This window comes from Streptomyces sp. NBC_01445 (assembly GCF_035918235.1).
Classification (GTDB): Bacteria; Actinomycetota; Actinomycetes; order Streptomycetales; family Streptomycetaceae; genus Streptomyces.
The window spans coordinates 10,412,741-10,433,345 of the sequence record NZ_CP109485.1; the positions used below are offsets into that span (position 1 = coordinate 10,412,741).

Annotated in this window: 15 protein-coding genes; 6 read left to right on the top strand and 9 right to left on the bottom strand. The window is 68.1% G+C overall.

Annotated features, from left to right (window positions below):
- Nucleotides 1-85: 85 nt before the first annotated feature.
- Nucleotides 86-706 (bottom strand): class I SAM-dependent methyltransferase, encoded by a 621-nt coding sequence (locus OG574_RS47925; protein WP_326771240.1) that lies wholly within the window; start codon nt 704-706, stop codon nt 86-88.
- A gap of 267 nt (nt 707-973) precedes the next feature.
- Between OG574_RS47925 and OG574_RS47930 the strand changes: the two genes are divergently transcribed.
- The 3 genes from OG574_RS47930 to OG574_RS47940 all read left to right on the top strand — a co-directional run bounded on the left by OG574_RS47930 (nt 974) and on the right by OG574_RS47940 (nt 1,889).
- Nucleotides 974-1,132, top strand: a complete 159-nt coding sequence (locus OG574_RS47930) for a hypothetical protein (RefSeq protein ID WP_326771239.1) — start codon at nt 974-976, stop codon at nt 1,130-1,132.
- Nucleotides 1,133-1,254: 122 nt separating this feature from the next.
- Nucleotides 1,255-1,512 (top strand): hypothetical protein, encoded by a 258-nt coding sequence (locus OG574_RS47935; RefSeq protein WP_326771238.1) that lies wholly within the window; start codon nt 1,255-1,257, stop codon nt 1,510-1,512.
- A gap of 8 nt (nt 1,513-1,520) precedes the next feature.
- Nucleotides 1,521-1,889, top strand: coding sequence for a hypothetical protein (locus OG574_RS47940; protein WP_442816915.1), 369 nt, complete (start codon nt 1,521-1,523; stop codon nt 1,887-1,889).
- Between the two features lie 319 nt (nt 1,890-2,208).
- On the opposite strand, the gene OG574_RS47945 is transcribed toward OG574_RS47940, so the two are convergent.
- The gene (locus OG574_RS47945; protein ID WP_326771236.1) at nt 2,209-2,871 is read right to left on the bottom strand and encodes a hypothetical protein; all 663 of its coding nucleotides are present in this window, start codon (nt 2,869-2,871) and stop codon (nt 2,209-2,211) included.
- Nucleotides 2,872-2,942: 71 nt separating this feature from the next.
- Here OG574_RS47945 and OG574_RS47950 point away from each other — a divergent pair, with 71 nt between their 5' ends.
- Nucleotides 2,943-4,580 carry a DUF4209 domain-containing protein gene (locus OG574_RS47950; RefSeq protein WP_442816780.1) on the top strand — a complete coding sequence of 546 codons (1,638 nt, stop codon included), beginning with the start codon at nt 2,943-2,945 and terminating at the stop codon, nt 4,578-4,580.
- Between the two features lie 144 nt (nt 4,581-4,724).
- Here OG574_RS47950 and OG574_RS47955 read toward each other — a convergent pair whose 3' ends face one another.
- The 6 genes from OG574_RS47955 to OG574_RS47980 form a co-directional block, all read right to left on the bottom strand.
- Nucleotides 4,725-7,448 (bottom strand): TerD family protein, encoded by a 2,724-nt coding sequence (locus OG574_RS47955; RefSeq protein ID WP_326771234.1) that lies wholly within the window; start codon nt 7,446-7,448, stop codon nt 4,725-4,727.
- A complete protein-coding gene (locus OG574_RS47960) occupies nt 7,438-9,504 on the bottom strand; it encodes a DEAD/DEAH box helicase family protein (RefSeq protein ID WP_326771233.1) in 2,067 nt (688 codons plus the stop codon). Before OG574_RS47960 ends, OG574_RS47955 begins: the two co-directional genes overlap by 11 nt.
- Complete coding sequence (locus OG574_RS47965; protein WP_326771232.1) at nt 9,501-9,977, bottom strand: hypothetical protein; 477 nt, start codon at nt 9,975-9,977, stop codon at nt 9,501-9,503. Before OG574_RS47965 ends, OG574_RS47960 begins: the two co-directional genes overlap by 4 nt.
- A gap of 363 nt (nt 9,978-10,340) precedes the next feature.
- Nucleotides 10,341-11,342, bottom strand: a complete 1,002-nt coding sequence (locus tag OG574_RS47970) for a YecA family protein (protein WP_326771231.1) — start codon at nt 11,340-11,342, stop codon at nt 10,341-10,343.
- Nucleotides 11,343-11,965: 623 nt separating this feature from the next.
- Nucleotides 11,966-13,642, bottom strand: coding sequence for a UvrD-helicase domain-containing protein (locus OG574_RS47975; RefSeq protein WP_326771230.1), 1,677 nt, complete (start codon nt 13,640-13,642; stop codon nt 11,966-11,968).
- On the bottom strand, nt 13,639-15,555 hold the full coding sequence (locus OG574_RS47980) for a hypothetical protein (protein WP_326771229.1): 1,917 nt from the start codon (nt 15,553-15,555) through the stop codon (nt 13,639-13,641). Before OG574_RS47980 ends, OG574_RS47975 begins: the two co-directional genes overlap by 4 nt.
- 895 nt (nt 15,556-16,450) lie before the next feature.
- On the opposite strand from OG574_RS47980, the gene OG574_RS47985 reads away from it, so the two are divergent.
- Entirely contained in the window at nt 16,451-16,825 is a 375-nt protein-coding gene (locus OG574_RS47985; RefSeq protein WP_326771228.1) for a hypothetical protein, read from the top strand.
- 559 nt (nt 16,826-17,384) lie between these two features.
- Nucleotides 17,385-17,522: an HNH endonuclease gene (locus tag OG574_RS52955; RefSeq protein WP_442816956.1), complete on the top strand. Its 138-nt coding sequence runs from the start codon at nt 17,385-17,387 to the stop codon at nt 17,520-17,522.
- A 566-nt stretch (nt 17,523-18,088) separates the two neighbouring features.
- Here the strand turns inward: OG574_RS52955 and OG574_RS47990 are convergent.
- A complete protein-coding gene (locus tag OG574_RS47990) occupies nt 18,089-20,197 on the bottom strand; it encodes a DEAD/DEAH box helicase (protein ID WP_326771227.1) in 2,109 nt (702 codons plus the stop codon).
- Nucleotides 20,198-20,605: the final 408 nt, after the last annotated feature.

Genomic DNA, 20,605 nt, shown 5'->3' on the forward strand with positions numbered 1-20,605 from the left:
GGGCATGGCCCAAGTCGCCAAGACGCGAGCCTGCAGTAGAGAGGGTTCCTCGACCGTCGGCGGCCGAGGAACCCTCTTGTCCAGGTCATTTCTGAAGGATGAAACAGCGCAGACCGCCGGGCTCCAGGTCGTACCAGGCACCGCTGTCCCACCCCGCCAGGAGACCGCCGATGTCCTGGCCGGCCAGGGCGATGTGCGCTCGATCGGCCGGGAGGCGATTCGCGAGCGGGGTCGTCACCACCCACACCCCGCCGGGCCGGAGCAAACGGCGCACCCGCCCGGCGACGGCCGGCCTGTCGTTCATGAATGCGTACACCAACCGCATCGTCACCACGTCGAAGCTGTCCCGAGGCAGCTCAGCGACGGCCTTGGCATCCTCGAAATCGACCTGGCGAGCCTCGAGATTCGGCTCCAGACCCTCGTAGCGATCGCGGACGGCGGCAACTGAGGAGACCGCCCAGTCCACGGCGAGGGTTGTGTACCCGACTTGGGCCAGTTCCGCGGCGTATCCGCCCAGCCCGCACCCCACATCCAGAGCCCGCGCCCCGGCTGCAGGTGGCAGGTGCCTGGTAAGGAGGCTCATCTCGCCCGCACCTGGGCGTAGGAACCCGTCGCCGGCGGCGAACCAGTCCTCCCAGTGCTGCACGCCGGCATTCACCCGTCGTCCCCTTCCTAGAAGCGCATCAGGACCGATCACCACACGCACTGAGGCAAGGCTGCGTCTTCAGGCCGCTTCGGCGCCAGGCTCGGGATATCGCACAGCCTTCTTCAGAGCAGCCTCGACCTCGCACTGGTCCTTCGCGCTGCGTGACCTCCCGCGCGGTCCCGGCGGCGGCATCGTGCTCGCCGTCGACGTGACCCCCTGGCCACGCCCCGACGCGAACACCAGCAATATCTCGGTGATGACCGCTCGCTGATTGCGGTCTCTGCGAAGACGAACCGGTCGAAGGCAGACCAGGACCCGTCCACGTGGATGCCACCGTTCGAAGGCGACCGGTGCGAGTACATCGCCGACTCGATCGCTATGAAGGTCCGCTGGCAGCTCGCCATCGACCCGTCCGAAGAAGAGGTTCTCGTCGAGAACGCGACCCGCTGCCCCAACGCACCAGTCAAGGTCACACTCGCACGCTGACCTGCTTCTGAGCCGCGCCGTCCGCGCACCGGTGGGGTCGCTCCAGGGCGACTGCGGGAGGCGATCAGCATACGGGTACGGGTACGTACCCGTATGCTGGCAGTGTGGGAAGGAGCGGAACGATGCCTGATGCCAATGTCCGTATCCCCGAGGAAGCCAAGGACCGCCTCGCGGCGATCGCGGCCAGCGAGGGCCTGTCGCTGCGGGCCTACCTGGCGCGCCTGGCCGAGACGCTGCTGACGCCGCAGGAGCGGGCCGAGCGCGCCGAACAGGCACGGGCCGCCCTCGAGGAGTGGAGCGGCTATGCGCCGACCGTCGCCGAGGAGCGGGATCTCGACGGTGAGCTGGACCGGCGCCTGGCGCAGGTGACCGGCCGGTGAGCCAGGCCATGCACATCGTCCTGGACGAGACCGCGGTCTCCGCCGCAGGCCAGGGCAACGTCCTGGCTTCCCGCCTGATCCACCGTGCGCATGCCGAGCCCGACTGGTTCCTGTACGCGCCGGCGTGCGTCCTGGTCGAAGCCGATCGCAGCAGGCCGGGCACGGCCGAACACATTGCTGCGCTGCCCGGTGTCACGGTCCTCGACCTCGATCTGCCTGCAGCCCTTGCGGTGGCCCGGCATGAGACCTGGGGCGTCGCTCATGCCCAGTACGCGGCGCAGCCGACCGTGGACAGGCCGGATGGCGCCATCATCGCGACAACTTCGCCGAAGCGGTGGGAAGGCCAGTCAGTCCGGACCTTGGACCTGACTCCCTGAGAGCTTGCCGAGACCGGCCGGTCCGTCGGAGCGGACGTACAGCGTGCCCCGCGCCTGGTCGGGCTCAAGCCTGAGGCGAAACCGAGGCGTCAGTTCGCCGTGCCAGCGGCCGAATAGGTTCCAGTCGACTCGGGATGCGAACGGCGGCCTACCCACGGGCCGGTAACGGGCTTTCGTGGTCGTCGACTTGGGGTTGGAGGGATGGCGCGCGAGCGACGGTGATGAGGATTCCTGTCTCAGCGAGCAGGTCTGTCCACCCTTACCGCGACCCACATGACGACTGGCGCCACCACACCCGCGACCTCACCGGCGGTGGCGTTCAGGCGGCGTGCCAGCGGGCCCGGTCGGGGCTGTTGGGGGTGGTGGCGCAGGTCATGAGGGTCCCGGCGGATGTGTAGCCCATGGCTCCGGGCGGGGAGCAGAACGCGCCGGGGTGCACGCCGCGCTGAGTACTCGTACCGCCGCTGGAGGATCCGCTTGAGCTTCCCCCGCTGCTACTCGTCTCGGTCGGCTCCGGCGTGGGCTTGGGGCGGGGGGCGGGAGCCTTGCTCTCTTCCTTACTGATCGTGTCCGGGCATTCGCTGTGTGGGGCGGTCAGCCACACGATCAGCTTGTGCTGTTCGTCCTTGAACGGCTTGCCTGCCTGCGGGGAGGTGGCGCACACGGTCCAGGTGGAAACCCTGTCGGGTAGCGCGCGCCCGCCCTCCGCAGGATGCTTGTCGGTCTGATGGACGTCGTAGCCTGTCGCGTTTTGCGCTGTGACGGCCTCATCGAGGGTCTTGCCTGTCCAGTCGATGATCTTGGGTATTGCATTGGTTGTCACGGTTGCGGTCGGAGCGGGGCTGGCCGTGGCCGCAGCGGATGCCGTCGGCTCGAGCTTGGCTGCCTTGTCCTGCTCGCTGTCCACTCCGCACGAGCCCGTCATCAGCCCAAGCACGAGTGCGGCGGGTATGAGCAGATGCCGCTTTCCGTACCAGCGCATGCGCGGATGGGTGGTGGGGGGCCTTAGGAGATGCTGGGGATGGTGGCGCATGAAGACGCAGACCGACCTTCTTGAGGGAAGGGAATGCCAGTGGTGGGAGTATTTCCAAACTCCCCCGGCGGGGGAAGTCTCCTACTCACTCCTGGACACAGCAGCGCGATGCACTGCTCGCTGCCCTGAGACTCCAGCCACCGTGGACCGGGAAGGCACAGGGCTCCAAGGAACGCTCCACGAGCCAGGCCGAGTTCACGGCCGAACAGTTGGAGATCTGGAGCGTTTTCGCCGATGCCGTGAGTACCCCGTTGGTCCGGGCCCGCCTTCATCATCTGCTGTTGGACCGAGGACACGGCCGTAAGCATGATCGCGCCCGCAGCGCGGCCGTCGGGTACCTGGACGCGGCAGCGCTTCTGCTCGCCGCCCCCGAGCGGTTTCCCGGGCTGCTATGCCCCACCGAGTGCCTGAGCTGGGCCCGAGACCTCGCCCGGACCTTCAACCAGAAGGATCTGAAGCAGCGCGTCACAAAGGACATGGTTGCCCTGGTCGAACGCGTCCTGGACAGCCCCGAGGACGAGCCGAGGATCGTGAACGGCCTCCTGGAAGAACTACGCGATCAGGGGGATGACATCACGGACTTCGCGGAACGCGCTGCACGCCGCTACGCCAGCGATGTGCACGCCCGTGTCGGCTTTCTCAAGCTGCTGCGGCAGGAGGTCGCATCCGGGCCCCGCCGAACGGACATTGAAACCCAGATCGTCAGCGCCCTGCTTGACGCCGCCGATGCCGACGTCAACGTCGGTTTCCGTCGTCATCAGCTGCTGACCCGGGCCGCGACCGAAGCACGGAATTGGGGACTGTCTGAGCTGCGGGTACGTGCCGAGTTGGCCCTGCAACAGACCGACCCGGGCTCCCTGGAATGGTCTCGGTTCCGTCGGGTGCTCACCCCTCCGCGGGGACTGTCCGCCGGGATGCGAGCACACATCGACGGCGCTGTAGACCTGCGGGACGCCCTGTGGCGAACCGCCCACGACGTCCATCCGGCGATGCGCGAGCACGCCGATGATGCGCACCTACTGGAACGTCTGCTGCGAATCCCGCGCACGCGCATCAACGCGATGGGGCCTGTCCAGACCTTCCAGCCCGTCGACGCCGACGACAACCATGCCGTCGCGTTGCAGGTCCTCGCGATGGACTTTCTCGGGCACCTCGCCGCGGATCAGCTCGACCGCATTCAAGAACGCTTCGTCCCCGACGAGGCCGAGCTGATCGGCGCCCTGGCCCACGACACCGTCCTGCCCGGGCCGCGGGCACGGACCCTGGCCCACGCCTTCCGGTACTTCTGGTTGGGGGAGTTCGACGCGGCAGCGTGCGTCGCCCTGCCCCAGGTCGAGCAGATCCTCCGGCAGCTCCTGCGCCCCCGAGTTCCGATCGTGTCTGTGTCCCAGGGGCGTACCCCCGGCACCGTCGAGCAACTGGGCGGCCTCATCCGCAGCATGCCGGACGCCGGGTATCCCGCGGACTGGAGTCGAGCCCTGAACCTTCTCCTCGCCGATCCCGACCGCGGGATGAATCTGCGCAACGACATCTGCCACGGATTGATCGACAGCCCACCCAAGCACCGCGTCGCACTCATCCTCCAGGCAGCGCTATACCTGCTTAGCTACGCCCACGGCCATCGAACCCCTGCGCCCCTCACCCAGCCCGCCCCCTGAACGGGCCCAGACAGACCGAGCTCGGCAAGGGGACAGGGGAGACGGGCGCGGCGAATCAGCAGTGCTGTTCAGCAGAAGCCCTTCGGCTGCACGTTCTCCCCGCACGCGGGATGCTGCGGACACTTCGTCGGGGCTGCCCGGCCGTCAGGCTTCGACGTTGATGCCGTAGTCGGTGGCCAGGCCAGCGAGGCCTGTGTCGTAGCCTTGTCCGACTGCGCGAACCTTCCATCCGGTCGTACGGCGATAGAGCTCCACCACGATGGTGACGGTCTCACCCGAGGAGAAGGGGTCCGGCGCGAAGGACAGCGGGGCTCCGGACGGCTGCGTGATGCCTGCTTGCCAGAAGGTGTACTGGCCGAATACTGCTGTGGGCTGTGCCTCGAGGTCGATGCTGACGATGACGGCGATCGCCGCGACGTCGTCAGGGATGGAGCCCAGATCGGCGGTGACGGTGTCCCCGCCGACGCGGACCCCGTCGTGGCTGGGGTGGTTGTAGAAGACGAGGTCGTCGTCGTTGCGCACTTTGCCGTTGCGGCTCAGGAGGACAGCGGACACGTCAACGGGTACGCCGGCGGCAGCGATGCGAATCGTGGTCGGCTCGGTGTGCAGGGCTGCGTTGGCTCCCTTCACCAGCAGGCGCGGCGTGCCGCCTTCCCCGGCGGGAGGCGCAGGGGCGGCGGGGGAGCGGGGTGCGGCCGGGGACGGGCCGGGGCAGGTGAGCGCGGCGAGAACGTGCTGGAGGACGGGCCAGCCTTCGGCTTCCTCACCTGGCCACGGCCAGGTCAGACGTTGGGCGCCGAACTCCTTGGCGGTGGGCGGCCGCCCGAATGCTTCCTGCAGCTGGAGGTAGCGCAGGCTCTCGGTGGCCAGGCGGCTGAGCTGCCACTGCCGTTGGGTTTCCTCCGGGTTGTTCACCCAGGTGTCGTGGTCGGCAGGCTTGCCCCCGAGCTCCTGGTACACGCGGCGGGCGAAGTCATAGCCGTCTTCAGCCAGCAGGCGGGTGGGCCGCTGCTGTGGGGACCGCGCCGGCTCGCCGATGGCTGTGCACAGCGCGCCCAGGTCGCCGCCCGTCCAGTGGTTGGCTGCCGCGGTGGCGAACCGGGCGAACTGGGGCAGCGTGGGAGGACGGCCCTTGGCGGCGACGACGCGGTGGTGCTGGTGAGCGACCTCCTCCAACTCGGAGCGCCAGCGGTGTTCCACGAAGGGAGCGAGATACTGATCGGCCCAGGCACGCCGGTGCCGGGTGATGAGGTCCCGCACCCGCTCGAAGCCTTCCCGACGCGTGCCGTGACTCATGCTGGAGGTGAACGTCGCCTGACCGTACGGCGTGTCGACCGTACGGTTCTCGCTGTTGGTGATTTCCTTTTCCGGCCCCAGGAACTGTTCGGACGCCTGCAGCTCACGGAAGAATTCAGTGTTGACGGGGCATCCGGCCGCCCGCAGGGCAGCCAGCGGTTTGCTGTAGTAGCGGTCGACACGATCCAACGTGGTGCGCGAGTAGGGGCCTTCGCACTCGAACCAGGCGGTCAGACCGACGCCGTGCCAGAACTCGACCGCAGGACCGAGAGCTTCGGCCATGGTCTGGTGCGGGCGCGGGTTGCTGACGATGCTGCCCGGGTGCCGCTGGAGCGTCACTGTCTCCCACAGCCGCTCCACCCGCTGCCGCAGATCGGCGGGCAGATGCTCCCGGTACGCCTGCGGGGTGAACCCTCTCTCGATGCGGGACAGCGCCATCAGGTCCTGATCGACCAGCCCCCACAACGACGGCATGCCCCGCGCCTGGACGGCGTGCGCCTGGTCGAACCCCACCCACCAGTCACGCAGGGCCGCAGCCCGCTCTTCCACCGGGGACACGGAAGTGCTGCCGCCGAGGAAGGCAGCGAGCATCGCATGCGCCTCGTCCTCCGCGATTCCCGCCGCGGCCGCCATGTCGGCCGTCTGGGCGGCCATGCCGACGTACAGACGAGGCTCGGGCAGCGCGGTGATGATCTCCTCATCCGGGTGTGGCGGGACCTGGAGATAGTCCAGCACGGCCAGCCAGTCGCCGCCGAAGTACGCTGAGGCGACGGGCTGGAGTTCCTTGGTGAGTACCCGGCGGGCCAGGGCGGTGCCCGTCTTGGCCTTCTTGGCGAATCCAGCCATCAGTGCCTGCAACCGCTGGATCCGGAAATGTGCGACGAACTGCGCGAGATCAGCGGTAGCCAGAGTGTCCAGCAGATCCAGGCGGGCCCGCTGCTGCCCGGCACGGTCCAATTCGTGCCAGCCGCCGCCGAAACGGAAGGCGTCCAGCGGGCCCTTGCCGATACCCAGCAGCCGGAAACGCTCCCCCACGGCCGTCCAGGACCGCTGCTGTTCAGTACGCGGGAAGATCTCCCCGGCCGCCCGTATCCGCACCGGCTGGAGCAGCGTCTCGAACAAGGGCACCAGCAGCGCCCACAGCAGCACCGTGTCCCAGCCCTCCACCGCGGTGAGACGGGCCGTGTCATCGGCGGCCAGCGTCAGGGCATGGGCCGGGCGTTCACGCAGCAGATGCGGCAGGTTGACCGCCCCCGCCTTCACCGACAGTCTTTCCGGCAGGTACCACGCGCCGTGTCGCTGCTGCTCCTGGACGTCAAATACGCGGGCGCAGCAGACTTCTTCGGCTCGGGTGAGAGCCGTCACCGTGCCGGTGTCCGGCACATGGCGCCCCCGGCCGCGGACGACGGTGGCAATCGGTTCTCCGGCCAGCCCTGCGGCCAGCAGCCTGGCTGCCAGCGCATCGACCTCAGCGAAGCGCTGCTGCATCCCGGCCGCCCGCTCCAGGGCGAGCGCCGCTTCGGGGCTGCTGTCCAGCATCTGCTGCCACCAGCGCGACGGGTTACTGGCCACCGGTCAGCCTCCGCATGTACTCGACGAACTGTTCAAAAGGCACCGGGGACGCGGTGCCCTGCGCATAGACGGCGTAGCGCTGGGCCATCAGCTGCATCTCCCGCTCGTCCCTGCGCGCCTCCACCCGGTCCAGTTCATGGACCACGCGCTGCTCGACGCGTCCTTGTTCGTACAGCACGAACGCGTCCATCCCACCCGGGCCCCCGCCGTCCCCCTGTGCCATGCCGTCTGGACTGGCTAGGTCCTCTTCCAGGGAGGCGGGGTCGATCGGCGGAACGTCCAGGAGCACAGCGGGGTCCATGTCGTTGTCCAAACACGTGGCCTCCAGGTGCTCCTCCAGGCCGAGTTCGGCATGGCAGACCACGTCCAGGTACTGCTGGTCGGCGGCCACTGACGGGTGGCGCAGGACGCGAACCCCGCGGCCGAGGAACTGGTAGAACTCGCCGAAGCTGCCATAGGGGCGGATCGGCACGACGACGGTGATCGGCGGAAAGTCGTAACCCTGGCCGAGCATCCGCAGCTGCACGATGCCCTGCAGGTCCCCGGCGTCGGACTCGAACCGACGTCGTGTGGAGGCGATCGTGGACGCGGGCATGCTGTGGTGCAGCGTGGCGCAGGCAATCCCGTACTCCTCGGCGATCCGCGCGATCTGCTCGGCATGCGCCTGGCCCATCGCCGCGAACAACACCCGGGGTTTGACGGGTGCCAACAGCTTGGCTTGCGCATCAAGACACGCCCGCGTCACCGCCATCACCTGCCGGATCGGGGCCTCGGACTGAGCGGTGATGCGGGCTATTTTCCGCTCATCGCCCAGCGCGGCCAACAACGCGTCCCGGCCCACGATCTGCTCGCGCCGTCCGTCCGGCCACACCGCCTCGTACACCGTCGATGCCACCTCGGGGGCGAACCGGTGCACCCGCAGGTTCTTCGCCGAGCCGTCCGCGACGGAGTCCACCAGCCGATAGCGGTAGACGACATCGGCGTCGATCGGCTTGCCGTCCAAGCGCTGAAAGCACGCCGACATCAGCAGCGTGCGCGCACCCGCAAAGTGCGCGAACAGCCGCTGATACGAGGCGCTGGCCGCGATGTGCGCCTCATCGACGACGATGAAGTCGACGTCGTCCGGCTCCAGCTTCGCCAGGAGATCCCCGCCACTCGCGCCGGTGCCCAGCGCATGAAAGTTCGTGACGAGGACGTCCGCTGCCAGCAGCTGCTCTCGGCTGACCCGGCTGATCTGCCCGTCATCCGCGTCCAGGACGAGCGTGGCCGGCGGGCGGACACCAGGCAACAGCGGTCCGCCAGCCAGCCCGTACAACACATTGCCCGGCACTCCCGGATCGAGCGCCTTGGCGAAGGTGCCGCGGATCACCGAGCCCGGCGTCACCACCAACGCCCGCTTCCTGCTGAACGACAACGCGGCCGCCACGCCCAGGGCCGTCTTGCCGGCCCCGACCGCCATCACCGTCGCCGCATGCCGGCCGCCGGAGGCGTAGTAGTTCGCGAGCGCAGTCAACGCCTCGTCCTGGCACGACCGCAACGGTGCCCGGTCCACCCCCGTGCGCGCATCGGCAAAATACGACCCACCCGACATTGGCTCGGATCGGCGGGGCGGATCAGCCGCCCGCATCGGATCGCCGGCCATGTCCGGCACCTCGACGCGCGGCACGGCACTCACCAGCGGCGCCAGGAGCGGATCCTGTCGCAGCAGCGCCTGCAACTGGGCCACGCAGCGCGCGGTGTCCACGCGCACCGCATCGTAGGAGAACCGCAGCACGGTCAGGCCGGTCGCAGCCAGATCGTTCTGCCGCAGCCGGTCGTAGGTGAACGCGGCCCGGTCACTGTGGAAGGCGAACCCGTCCAGCTCGACGGCCAACTGCAGCGTCTCACCCGCGATCAGGTAGTCCAGCCGGTAGCTCCGCTCCTCGACCGTGACCGGATACTGACTGTGCACCCGCGAGACGACCGATGCGTCCACGGCCGGCGTCAGCACCCACCGCAAGAACGCCTCCTCCAAGTAGGAGGCAGCCGGGATCAGTCGCTCCAGCCCCGCACTCATGACGATCCATCCTGTGCCGCGGCCTCGGCAGCCAGTGCCTGGACCTTCTCCTTCAGCCGGGCCGCCACGTCCTGGCCCTGCCCGAAACGGGCCAGCCGCCCCGCCAGCTCAAGCGCCTCCGCGAAGGTGCCCTCGCGCTCGAGCAGACCAATCAACCGGGGCACCGACGACACCCGCACAAATGTGTTCGGGGCAGCGGGGGCGTCGAAGGACACCGCCTGCGGGGCAGCCTCCATCAACTCCAAATCCAGCAAGGCGAACACCTCGAGCGCAGCCAGTGCCGCCGGTTCCCTACCGCGTGCACTCCACAGCCGATCCACCGCACCCTGCAGAACGAAGTGGTAGTCCATGGCCGAGCCAGGAACTTCCAACGCCTCCCACACACGGGCGATCAGCTCAGTGCCGCGTGCCTCGAACGGCACATGGCGACTGGCCGGTGTCGCGGACGTGCTGCCTTCGGAGGTCGGCCACATTGGCGAGCCGTACGACTCATCCGGACGAACTCCCGCCCCCGGCAACGCCTCACGCACGACCCCCGGGCTCCCGGAAAAGGCGATGCCAGGGATAGCCGCCATGCGCTCAAACCATGCCCCCATATTCCCCCTCATACGTGCACGAGCCAGCCCTCGCCGCGCGTGACTTCGGAGCCTCCGCCGACGACGACGCCCACGTCTACCACGTCCGGTTGTGAGCGGCCCGGGGCGCGTTGACACCGCGGTGACCTTTACAGCGCACGGGTGACCGCGGGCGAGCCGGGAGCGGTCCGGTGACCGGCCACGAGCCGCGCACCGTGGTCAACTACGCCCGGTCGCAACAACCTTGCAAGGACTTCCCGGCTACTGGGCCGCAACGCCTGCCGGGTGGCACCGCCGCGCCTTGCGCCCGGACCCGCACGGGCACGGGGCGTTCTTCGCGATGCTGCGCCCGGGGCCTTCGGGGCGCTGGGACGGGCGGCGCACCATGCTGGCGCCGCGGGTGCGCCACCGGGAAAGCGGCGTCGGAAGGTTGTCCATGTGCTCCAGCAGCCAGGGGCCGACGGCACCGAACGCCTCGTCGTTCGCCTCGTCCGAGAAGCCGCGGATCTCTTGTGCCGTGCCTTTCAGGAACAGTCCAGCGACCGTGGGGTACTGCTTGCCCTGGAACGCTTTCAGGCCCTGCAGACGGAAGACGTCCTTGGCGAAGGCGGCCCCGGCGACCAGGGCGGCACCGGTCACCACGTCACCGTCGTCGTGATCGTTCACGCGGTTGAACAGCCGTACCAGCTCGGCTTCCGCGTCGCTCAACGGCAGTTCTTCCTCGTCTGCGAGGGCCTTGGCGAACCGCTCCCGGACGCCCGCCGCATCGCGATACGAGAAGTCGTCCGCTCGCTGCGCCTGCTCGTAGTGCAGTGTGTAGACTCCCGGCTGCAGCCCCGACTCGTGCGCGAACACGCCGATGGTCTCGCGGAAGCCGGCGAATCGCATGACCTCCGTGCGGACCGTTCCCTTCCTGGCCTCGTCCCCCAGCCGCGAGCTGGGGGAGAACAGGAACGGGCAGACCTGTGCCGCATACAGCGCGCACACCTCGTGCACGGGCGCCTCCCCGCTAATCTCGGCAGTCGGCAACGGCCCGTCCTGCAGGATCACCTGCCAGCGCAGCTCGTCCCCGAACGGCAGGCCGCACACGGCGCACCAGTCGAAGGTCGCAAGCGCCAGCTTGCGCCGCTCACTGATCGCCCCGAAGTTCACCCCCGCGGCACTGCGCTCCACTGTCGCGATCACCGGGTAACCCCGACGGTCGCGCTTCAAGTGCTGCATGCGGCACGGCAGTTCGACCGTCTTCTGTGGTGCGTGAACCATGATCTTTCCCCCTGGTGCTCACTGACGTGACGCACTGGCGCTGCGTCGAAAGGAGGAAACGCCGTGTCACTTGAGTCAAGAAGCGCCCCGGAAGAACCAGGGCGCTCTGCCGTGCACGGTGTTTCCCGCCTGCCAGCCCGCAGGGCCTGGCCGACCCCGCAGCTGCCGTGGCAGCGCGACGCCCTGCAAGGGGCCGCACACTCCGGCGTCACGAAGTGAACACGACTCCTTCACGTTCTGTCCACTGGCGCACACCGCCCCCAGCCGTACGTCCACCCCACAGGGGAAGACCGATGCGCCCCCATCGGAGCCACACCAGCATCCAGACTCACGGCCGTTGCCCCGTCCCGCTCCAGTCCGGACACCGGATCAAACGACGCCGAGCACAACGCGTCAAAGCACACCAAGCCGGAACGCTTCGCGCACTGCGCGCACCACGCACACGTCACCAGACGGCAGGACGACGAGCCGAGCGACGGCGTGTTGACCAGACCGCACAAGAACTCGGCGCCAGCGGCCAACACCGGCCCCGCACTGGATACAGGGGAAGGGCCCGGGGGCAGGGCTCAAGACGGGGCCCGGGCCGCGGCCAGCACAGCCGCCACGGCACCTGCCGCCGCGCCCTAGCTTGCGGGCTGCGAAGCGGCTGCGGACACGGCTGCGACCAGCGGCGACCAGAGAGGATGCGGGCGCCCGGGCACGACGAGATGCGCGGTACGCCGTGCCCGGGTCAACACGACATATAGCAGCCGCGACCCGTCGGGGAACGGCTCCTGTTCGTAGCCGTAGAACTCGTCCGGCCCCAACAGGAGGATCGTCGTGTCCGCCTCGCGGCCCTTGGTCTGATGAAGGTTCATCACCTGGACCGGGCGCTGGCGCGGAGACAGGGAGCCCACCAGGGAGTCGTCGCGAAGCCGCAGAAGTTCCGTCGTCACCGCGGCGATGCTCTGCTCACCGCCGAACAGACGCAGCGTGCTGCGGGTGCGCGCTGCCGCCTGCTGCCAGGCCTCCCGCCCGCGGGAGGCGCCGATGCGGGCATAGGCTCCGGACACTACATCGGCCAGCTGACCCAGGCCCGCTTCCGGGCCGCCCCTCGCCGCACGCAGATCGTCCAAGAGCCCCATCAGCCGACGCTCCAGAATCGGGTTCGTGCAGTGCAGCATCTGCCCCGCCAGCGGGGGAAGTTGTCGGCCCCGGCGCAGGGCCGCGGTGACGAACACCGCCAGCGTCCTGCGCACCGGGGCGCTGTCATCGCCGAGCGCGAACTGGATCAGGCTGAGCTGGGCGGCCAGTGCTTCACCGTGCGCCTCGCCGAAGCCGATTTGTTCGTGGGGGAGTTGGGCCTCGGTCAGTGCATCGGACAGTGTCGTCGTGGCTGCGATGCCATGGGTGAAGACGCTGACGGTGTCCTTCTCGCGCCGGGCCTGCCGGACCAGCTCGAGGACCTCGTCGTGGCCCGTTCCCCGCAGCACAGGGGTCACACGCAAGCGGCCCGTGCCGGCGGCTTCGGCAACTGCCGGGTCAGCGAAACAGCGGGCGCGGGCAGCTTCGGCCGCCGCCGGCAGAACGCCACTGGGGTCGCGGTAGCTGGAGGCCGGGAGCTGGATCTTGCAAGCTCCCGGCAGCGCCATGGCGGCGTCGACGCGAGCCGCCGGGCTCACTCCGGGCTTGAAGCCGCCGTAAATGCTCTGATGCACGTCTCCCAGGAAGATCCGTCGTGCGGACGGCGCGATCAACTGGAGGAAGGTCCACTCGGCGGAGCTCGTGTCCTGGAACTCGTCGCAGATGACGATGCTGTAGCGCTGCGCGTAGTGAGCCGCGACGGCGGGCAGTCGCAGCAGATCACTCGCGGAGGGGATCAAGTCGTCGTAGACCAGGCCCGGCGGGGCGCCGGGAACGCGACTGTTGGCGCTGCTCAGCACCGTCTGTGGCGGAGGAAATCCGTGATGTGCGCCGAAGCCCGTGATGATCCGCCAGGCGAATCCGTGGAACGTCGCGACCTCGAGCCGCGGGCCGAGGCGTCCGATCACGCCCGCCGCCCGATCCATGATCTGTGACACCGCGGTGCGGGAGAACGACAGGAACAGTGCCCGCGTCCGCGCTGGCATGCTGCTGCGTACCCCCTGCTTCACGAGCTTCTGCCGGACGGCGAGCAACTGCCCGTCGGCGGCGTGGAGATGCTCACGGGCCGCTGCCACGGCGGTGACCGTTTTCCCGGTGCCGGCCCCTCCCAGCACCACCAGCGCCGGGGCCTGGCTGGAGATGACGCTGCGCTGGGCATCGTTCGGCTTGTAGATCATGCTTCGTCTGCCTTGGGTGCATCCCTGGGGACGGCCTGGGGGCGGGGCAGCGAAAGGAGATCGACCTGTTCCGGGCCGCGGTAGGCGGCGTTCGCCTGCGCGGCGAGCGTCAGCAGGACCGTCGCGATCACCGGCGGATGCGTCTTCGTCTCGCCGTACAGGGCGCTCAGGAACTGCTCGTGCAGCCCGTGCTTGTGGAGCACCTTGCACAGGTCGATGACCGCCCGCTCCTCGAGGCGTCCAGCCACCGGGTCAGGAATGCCATAGACGGTCAGTGTGGTGCTGGCCTCGGCGATGACGTCCAGGCCGATGCCCTCAAGCATCGCCTGCTCGATCGCCCCCGCAGGCAGCCGCACCACCGCATCACACGCCGCTCTGATCTTGTCGAGCTGCCCGCGGGACTGGGCGGTCTCCTTGTCCCGGTCCACGACCGCCAGGACACGAAACCCCAGCTGCCGGGCCAACTCGGCAACCCGGGGGATCTGGTCGATGCCTCCGTCCATGCCTGTTCCCGCCGCCACCAGGCGCACGCCGTGCGCCGGCAGCGGCAGCTGCTGGGGCGGGAAGCGACGGTCCACCATGCTCAGCACCGCAACGTCATGCGGGCCCTCGGTGATGGCGACGGTGGGCGAGCTAAGCGCGGCCAGCAGCTGGGTGTGCAGCTGACGAAACGCGACCAGCATCTTGCGGTCGGTCGGCAGCGTCAGCTGGTGATGGGTGCGGGTGCCGCCATGGCGGACCAGGCGGACCAACTCGGTCGGTTCGAAGGCACGCGCCGCCTCGGGACGTCGAGTCGAGAGCCACAACTGCCCCGACTGCGCACGCAGCACGGCAGCGAGGTGTTCCGCCGTCGCCGCATCGAGCCGGTCACCGAAGTCGTCGACGAGGACGAGCGCGCCCGGCACATTGGCCAGCAGCATTGCCTCGGCCACCGACAACACGGCGCCCGCGGTGCTGCCATGGCTGGTCAACGGGAGCAGACCGCTGCCGTCGAGGTCGGCCGCAGCCCTCAGACTGCGCAGCAACGCGGCAACAGACCCATCCTCCGCCATGAAGCCCATCTCCGCAGCGGAGACGGGCCGGTCCCCGAACCGGCCGCCGGTTCCGCCGACTGCCAGCACCGCATCGACAGCCTCGACCACCGCCGGATCGGCCGACAACCGGGCCACAGCCTCGGCGACCCCATCGCGCAGCACGTCGAACGCGGCCGCAGCCGCCTTGGGATCCCGCTCCTCGAGAATGCGCCGGAACGCCCCACCGGCACGCAGCTGCAACGGCGCCGCGGTGTCCAGTACGAGCACCGGCAGAGCCCGGCGCGTGGCAGCAGGAACCCTGGCGAACTGCCCCCGCGCCGGACTGCTGCGGGCCGGAAAGTACACCAGCGACTCCAGCGACTCGGCCTCGCTGTCATGGGTGAGCCGATACGTCAGACGCACGCACCAGGAAGCATCTGCGGGAACATCCACGTCCTGGCTCGCACAGCCCGACGGATCTAGCGGCTCCAAGAAGCCGTCGACCAACTGCTGCACATCGGCGTCGAAATCGGTGAGCGTCACCTCAACCTCCGCACAACGCAGCGCAGGAGACTCGGCGACCGGCTCTTCCTCCGGAGCCTGCTCCGCGGCCGAAGCGGACTCGGATCCGCCGTCCCCGACGTCCGGATCCGCGCTCCCCACTTGTTCCGTGTCCGCAGCCTCCTCGGTGCCACTGTCGTCGGTACGGCGCGTGCTGTCGAACAGATCGGTGAGAGCCGCCCCCCGGCCGGCATCCGGATCCAACACGCGGGCCAGCGCCGCCATGATGTCGGAACGCCCCGCCCGGGGCACCCCCGCCAGCAGCACATGATCCTTGGGGCGCAGATCCAGCCGCTCCCAGCCCCGAAACCCTGTGATCAACAATCGTGAAGCACGCACACGCCCATCATCGCCCGACAGAACAGGTGCTGACGAGGCATATGCGTATTTCCGTGTCTACCGAGATCCGCTGCGCTCCGACCTGCTCTGTCTCGAGCAGAGGCCTGCCGCGGCGGGTCCCCGTCTTCAACGACAACGGCACTGCGGCAGCCCTCACCCGGCGAGCAGCCGTCGTTACGATCACCGTGTGTCCATACAAATGATCACCTACATGATCTCGGCGGCCCTCGCGGTCGTAGGCGTACCCGCGGTTTACGTGCAGGCCCGCGCAGCCCGCCAGTCGGCAGTGGCCGCGGGACGGGCACAACTCGTGCATGCACGCAGGACAAGCCAGCACGAGGCATGCGTCGAAGTGCTGACGCGTGCCGACGACTTGAAGCGTTCCTGCGACCACAGCTGGAGCGCCGCATCCTGGCTGCACATGATCTATGAGGACGAGGCCAGCAACGAGGAGCCGGTCAGGGAGAGAGCCAGGGGACAGCGGGAAGAAGCCGAGCGGCGACATGATGAATCGATCGAACACGCCGATGAGGTGTACGAGCGCCTCCTCAAGGCGGTTGCTCGCCTGGGAACTGGAAGGCCCCGATCGGCTCATACCCCCAGCATCCCGGCTGGCCGACCTTGGAGACTTGCTGCAATTTCCAGGCCGGACCCCGGCTTTCGAAGAGGACGAACCGGTATGGGTGACGGATGACGAGCAACGTCCGTTTGCCTGGGTGACGAATGAATATCAAGTGGCCCGGAGCGCATTCGTTCAGAACACCCGAACCTAATTCAACAGCCTTTGGCAGCGGGCGCGAGCGCAGGGCCCCGTGATGCGAAACGATGAAGGCCGCTTAGCATTCATCGCTGGTCATGCTTGCGGAGCTGCCTCCGAGGCAGGCCCGACCGGTGGGTGGCCTTCGTATTCCAGCGCTGCGCGTGCCGCCCGGGTGAAAGCGTCCAGCCGACGTTCGAAGCGGTACTTCTCGTTGAACGCACGAGATCTTTGGATTCGTGCGCGACCGAGTTCGTTCCTGAAGTTCCTGACCTCGTCGGCGAAGTCGCCTGCCGCCGTCACCACGGCATCTGGTCCTGCGATGGCTACTGTGGAGCGGCGCTCGCGGATGTTCTCCCAAAGGTCATCGAACTGCTGGTGGAACTCCTCCTCGCGCCCGTACAGCGCGTCGATCAGATCTTGGCCGGCAGCGACGAACTCCGCGTAAGCCTGCGAGCGGGGCCCGCGTCACTCGGTGAGGCTCTCGAAGCGGCGTTGGCGGGCTGCTTCTGACTCTTGTGAGGTGAGCTGAAGGCGGGCGGTCCGAAGACCAAACATGCCTGTCGCGACTGCTGTAAGTCCCGTCAGCCCTCCACCGATTGCCTCTCCGGCCACGGCTGCTGTACCTGCATCCACGCATGATTCTTACCAGAGAACGATGAAGGCGCCCCGGTTTCTCGGTGGGCGACTGCGGGCGCTTCTCGTGTCCCGCCATCGGCGCGCGCGGTTCAGATCAGCGAAGGCTCAGCACGAGGCCAACTCCCTGCGGAGAGCAGCCGAGCCCCGAACCTCAGATCCCGCGCGGGACGCCTGGGGTCGAGAGGCGTCAGGTGCAGAACGACGTCGGTGAGGTCGGGTTCCGAGCTGGGCGCTGACAGGTCCCAAAGCCTGGAAGCCCTCGCTCTGCCCTTTGGCATGGCGAGCTATCCCGTCGGCCAGGCTGTTTGTCAGTAGCTCTCCGTACGATGCCGCCGAAGCGAGTTGCTGAGGGGTGGAGATGACAGCGGCCGGACAGGAATTGCTGAGCAAGGACCGGGGGAATCAGCCCCTCTGGGTATGGATCATGGTCTTGATGGCGCACGGGCGCAGCTGTGTGTACTGCGACGAGCAGCAGGCACAGACCCTTGAGCATGAAGCGCCGTTGGCGGGCAGGGCGGGACGGGACATCTGGTGGAACCTCGTGCCTGCCTGCGACCGGTGTAACAGCTGAAAGCAGAAAAGGTCTGCGGTTGAGTGGGCACGTGACATGAAGTTGCACCACGCGTACCCGAAGGCTGGCTTCGCTCGCCATACCCTTCCACTCCGGATTGTCGAGGGGATCAACGACCGTGTAGCCCAGGTACAGCGTGAGATACGCGATCCCGCGCGGCGCCAGTGGTTCGAGCACCACTACGGGCGAAAGCACAGTCCGCGGTTGCGTCGGCAGAAGCATGAAGAAGTCCAACGGTGCGCGGAAGGGATGGAGCGTTACCCCTATCCGCCGTGGGAGTCACGAGAGATCAAACCGGCCACGAGCCGCTGTATGCGCGTGCTGTGCTGCGGCTACCAGCAAGAGGACGCCCACCCGGAGTTCATCACCTTGGCCGAAGCCGAGCGCGAAGACCTGCGGCGTATGGCGTACGAGAAGGGGTGGTATCTCGGTGATCTGATCGGCAACTTGCTGGATCGGGCTGTCGAGGAATGGCGCCAGTCTCGGTCGGGTGGTCGCAGCGAGGAGGCATCCGGCGATGTGAACCGCGCCGCCTGCGCCCGCCGCCGACCCACGAACGGCGCGTTTCACCTGGCGTGGGCTAGTGCGCACCCCAGACTCGCCGGACGCGTGGCCCCAGCCCGGGTCGATCGCGTCCAACGCGCCCTGGGACGGCTCTCTGAGAGTCCCCACCCTCCCGCAGGCACCAGCCGGCCCTGTTCGTGCGCGAGAGCAGCCTCCACGGCCTGCCGCGCGGCAGCCCGCTGGTTCTTCAGCCACACCCCAACCGGGAACCCGCCCTCACCGACGGCACTGACCGGCGCCAGCAGATGCCCGTGCTCTTGCGCCCAAGCCCGGGCGACGGCGAGGCCTTCATCGAAGGCGCTGTCGTGCGCGTTCCACACCATGCCCAGCTTGTCCAACTGCCGTACCCGCTCACCCTCGAGCAGCTCCGCGTTGTAGTACTTGCGCTGATCCGCCAACCACACCCCCAGCGGAAACCGCGCAGGCGACCAGTCATCCGGCGTCACGTACCGCTGCGGCGCCTGCAGCACCTGCGCTCCGCTCTCCTTGAGGTACTGGATGCAGGCCTGGACGCCGCGCCGCCAGTAGGCGTTCTCCGGATCGATGATCCGCAGGCGGATGAACTGCGCGATCAACGCCGGATCCCGCGGCGTACTGAACTTCAGCAACTCCGCAGCCGGCCCACTGACCACCGGCTCGGCAACCTCGCCACCAGCAACATCCGCGCCGCTGTCGCCCTGCTCATCAACGGCGCCTTCGACGACTTCCTCCTGATCCTCATCCTGGACCCAACTCCCGCTGCGCACGCGGGGATCAGCGAGCGCCTCGATCGTCTCTGTGTCGTGCGCCCGCAAGGCTCCAAGAACCTTACTGAGGGTGCCATAGGAATTCGAAACCAGCATTTCCCCGCCTTCTTCGCCTGGACCGAGAAATACCGGAACGACCAAAGTGGCGAGCTTTCCCTCACCGGGCCGGATACGCAGAGCACGTCCGACCATTTGCACGATGTCCACCATCGAACCCCGCGCATCCATAAAAGCGACCGCATCACAGCGAGCCGTATCGACCCCTTCCCCCAGCACCTTCACGGACCCCAGAACCTGAACCGCGGCCTTCACCTCACGACCGTCCGTGCCCGGGATGAAATCCGAGGCGAACTCCTGCAACACGGCCTGCCGGTGGGAGGGAGGATGCTCGCCATACAGCCACTGCGCCCACACACGCCCCGGCGCTGGGAACCGCTCAGGGTCATCAGCGTGCAACTGCCCAGCAACGGCCGGCACCCCGGCCGCCATCGCCTCCGCCTCCGCAACCCGACTGTGGAACGTCAGAATCCTGCGCAACTTCTCCTCCACAGCCGCCGTCAGCAGCCCAGTCTGCAAAGCCGCCAACCGCGCACCCCGCACATGATCAGAACCCAACGGCTCGCCCTGCAGCGCCCGATGGACGTCCTCGTCGCGGATATCCACACAGACGACCTGATAGGGCGCCACGATCCCGCGCCGGATCGCCTCGGACAGCTTCAACTCATACGCCACCGGCCCGAAGAGCTCGCTGTCCCGATCCATGGAAGCAACCATGCGCGGCACCTCACCACCGGCCTCCCACACCCGCGGCGTCGCCGTCATATACAACCGACGATGCGCCGGAATCTGCTGCTGGTCATGCACCGCCGCCCACGGCTTACCAGCATCACCACTCGTCCGATGCGCCTCGTCGACCACGACCAGGTCCCAGACCCCAACCCCGGCTCCGTGCGCCCGCTGCAGCGTCCGCAGCCCCAGCGAGGCGTAGGTAGCAAACACGGTGACCTGCTCCAGGCCCCGCAGCCACAACCGCAACTCCTCCGCGCTGGTCGTGCACGGCACACCCTGACTGTCCGCGGCACTGAGCGAGCACACCCCCACCATGCCCCCACCACGGCCGCCGGCCCGCCACGCGGCGGCCGTCTGCATCAGCAGATCCAGCGTCGGCACCAATACCAACACCCGCCGCGCTTTCAGACGGCGAGCTGCCTCCACCGCCATCAATGTCTTGCCCGACCCAGTTGCAGAGACGACCTGCGCCCGCAGTCCCTGCGCCGGCATACAGCCATCGGCCGGGGTCTGAAGGGTCCTCAGAATCCCATCGACAGCTTCGACCTGATGTGGAAGAAGTTTCATTGCTGCCATTACGGTCTCCCGTGATAGATATGCTCGGCAGGGGTCAAGTCAGGGCCAGCAGGGGCGGTCGGTGGTAAGCATCCAGGCCATAATCTAGCCCGCTCGCCATGATGACACACACGGGATTGGGAGGTTCTCACCTTGTCCGATTCCGACCAGAAGCATGACGGATCGTCAAGAGAGCCTGCGCCACACACAGACGCACCGTCACCCCCACCGATCAGCCTGTGTAGCCAGCTGTTTTTGGCGGGACCGCGCGGAGCGTGGGCCTGCTAGGCCGGATCGCGGAGCGATCCGAGCCGTCAGCAGCGCGAAGCGGTGCTGACATGGCGTCACGGAGTGACGCCAACTCCCCGACGAAGTCGGGGAGTTCTTCCCGCGCGAAGCGCGGGAACCGCCGCGTAGCGGCGGCGCGTC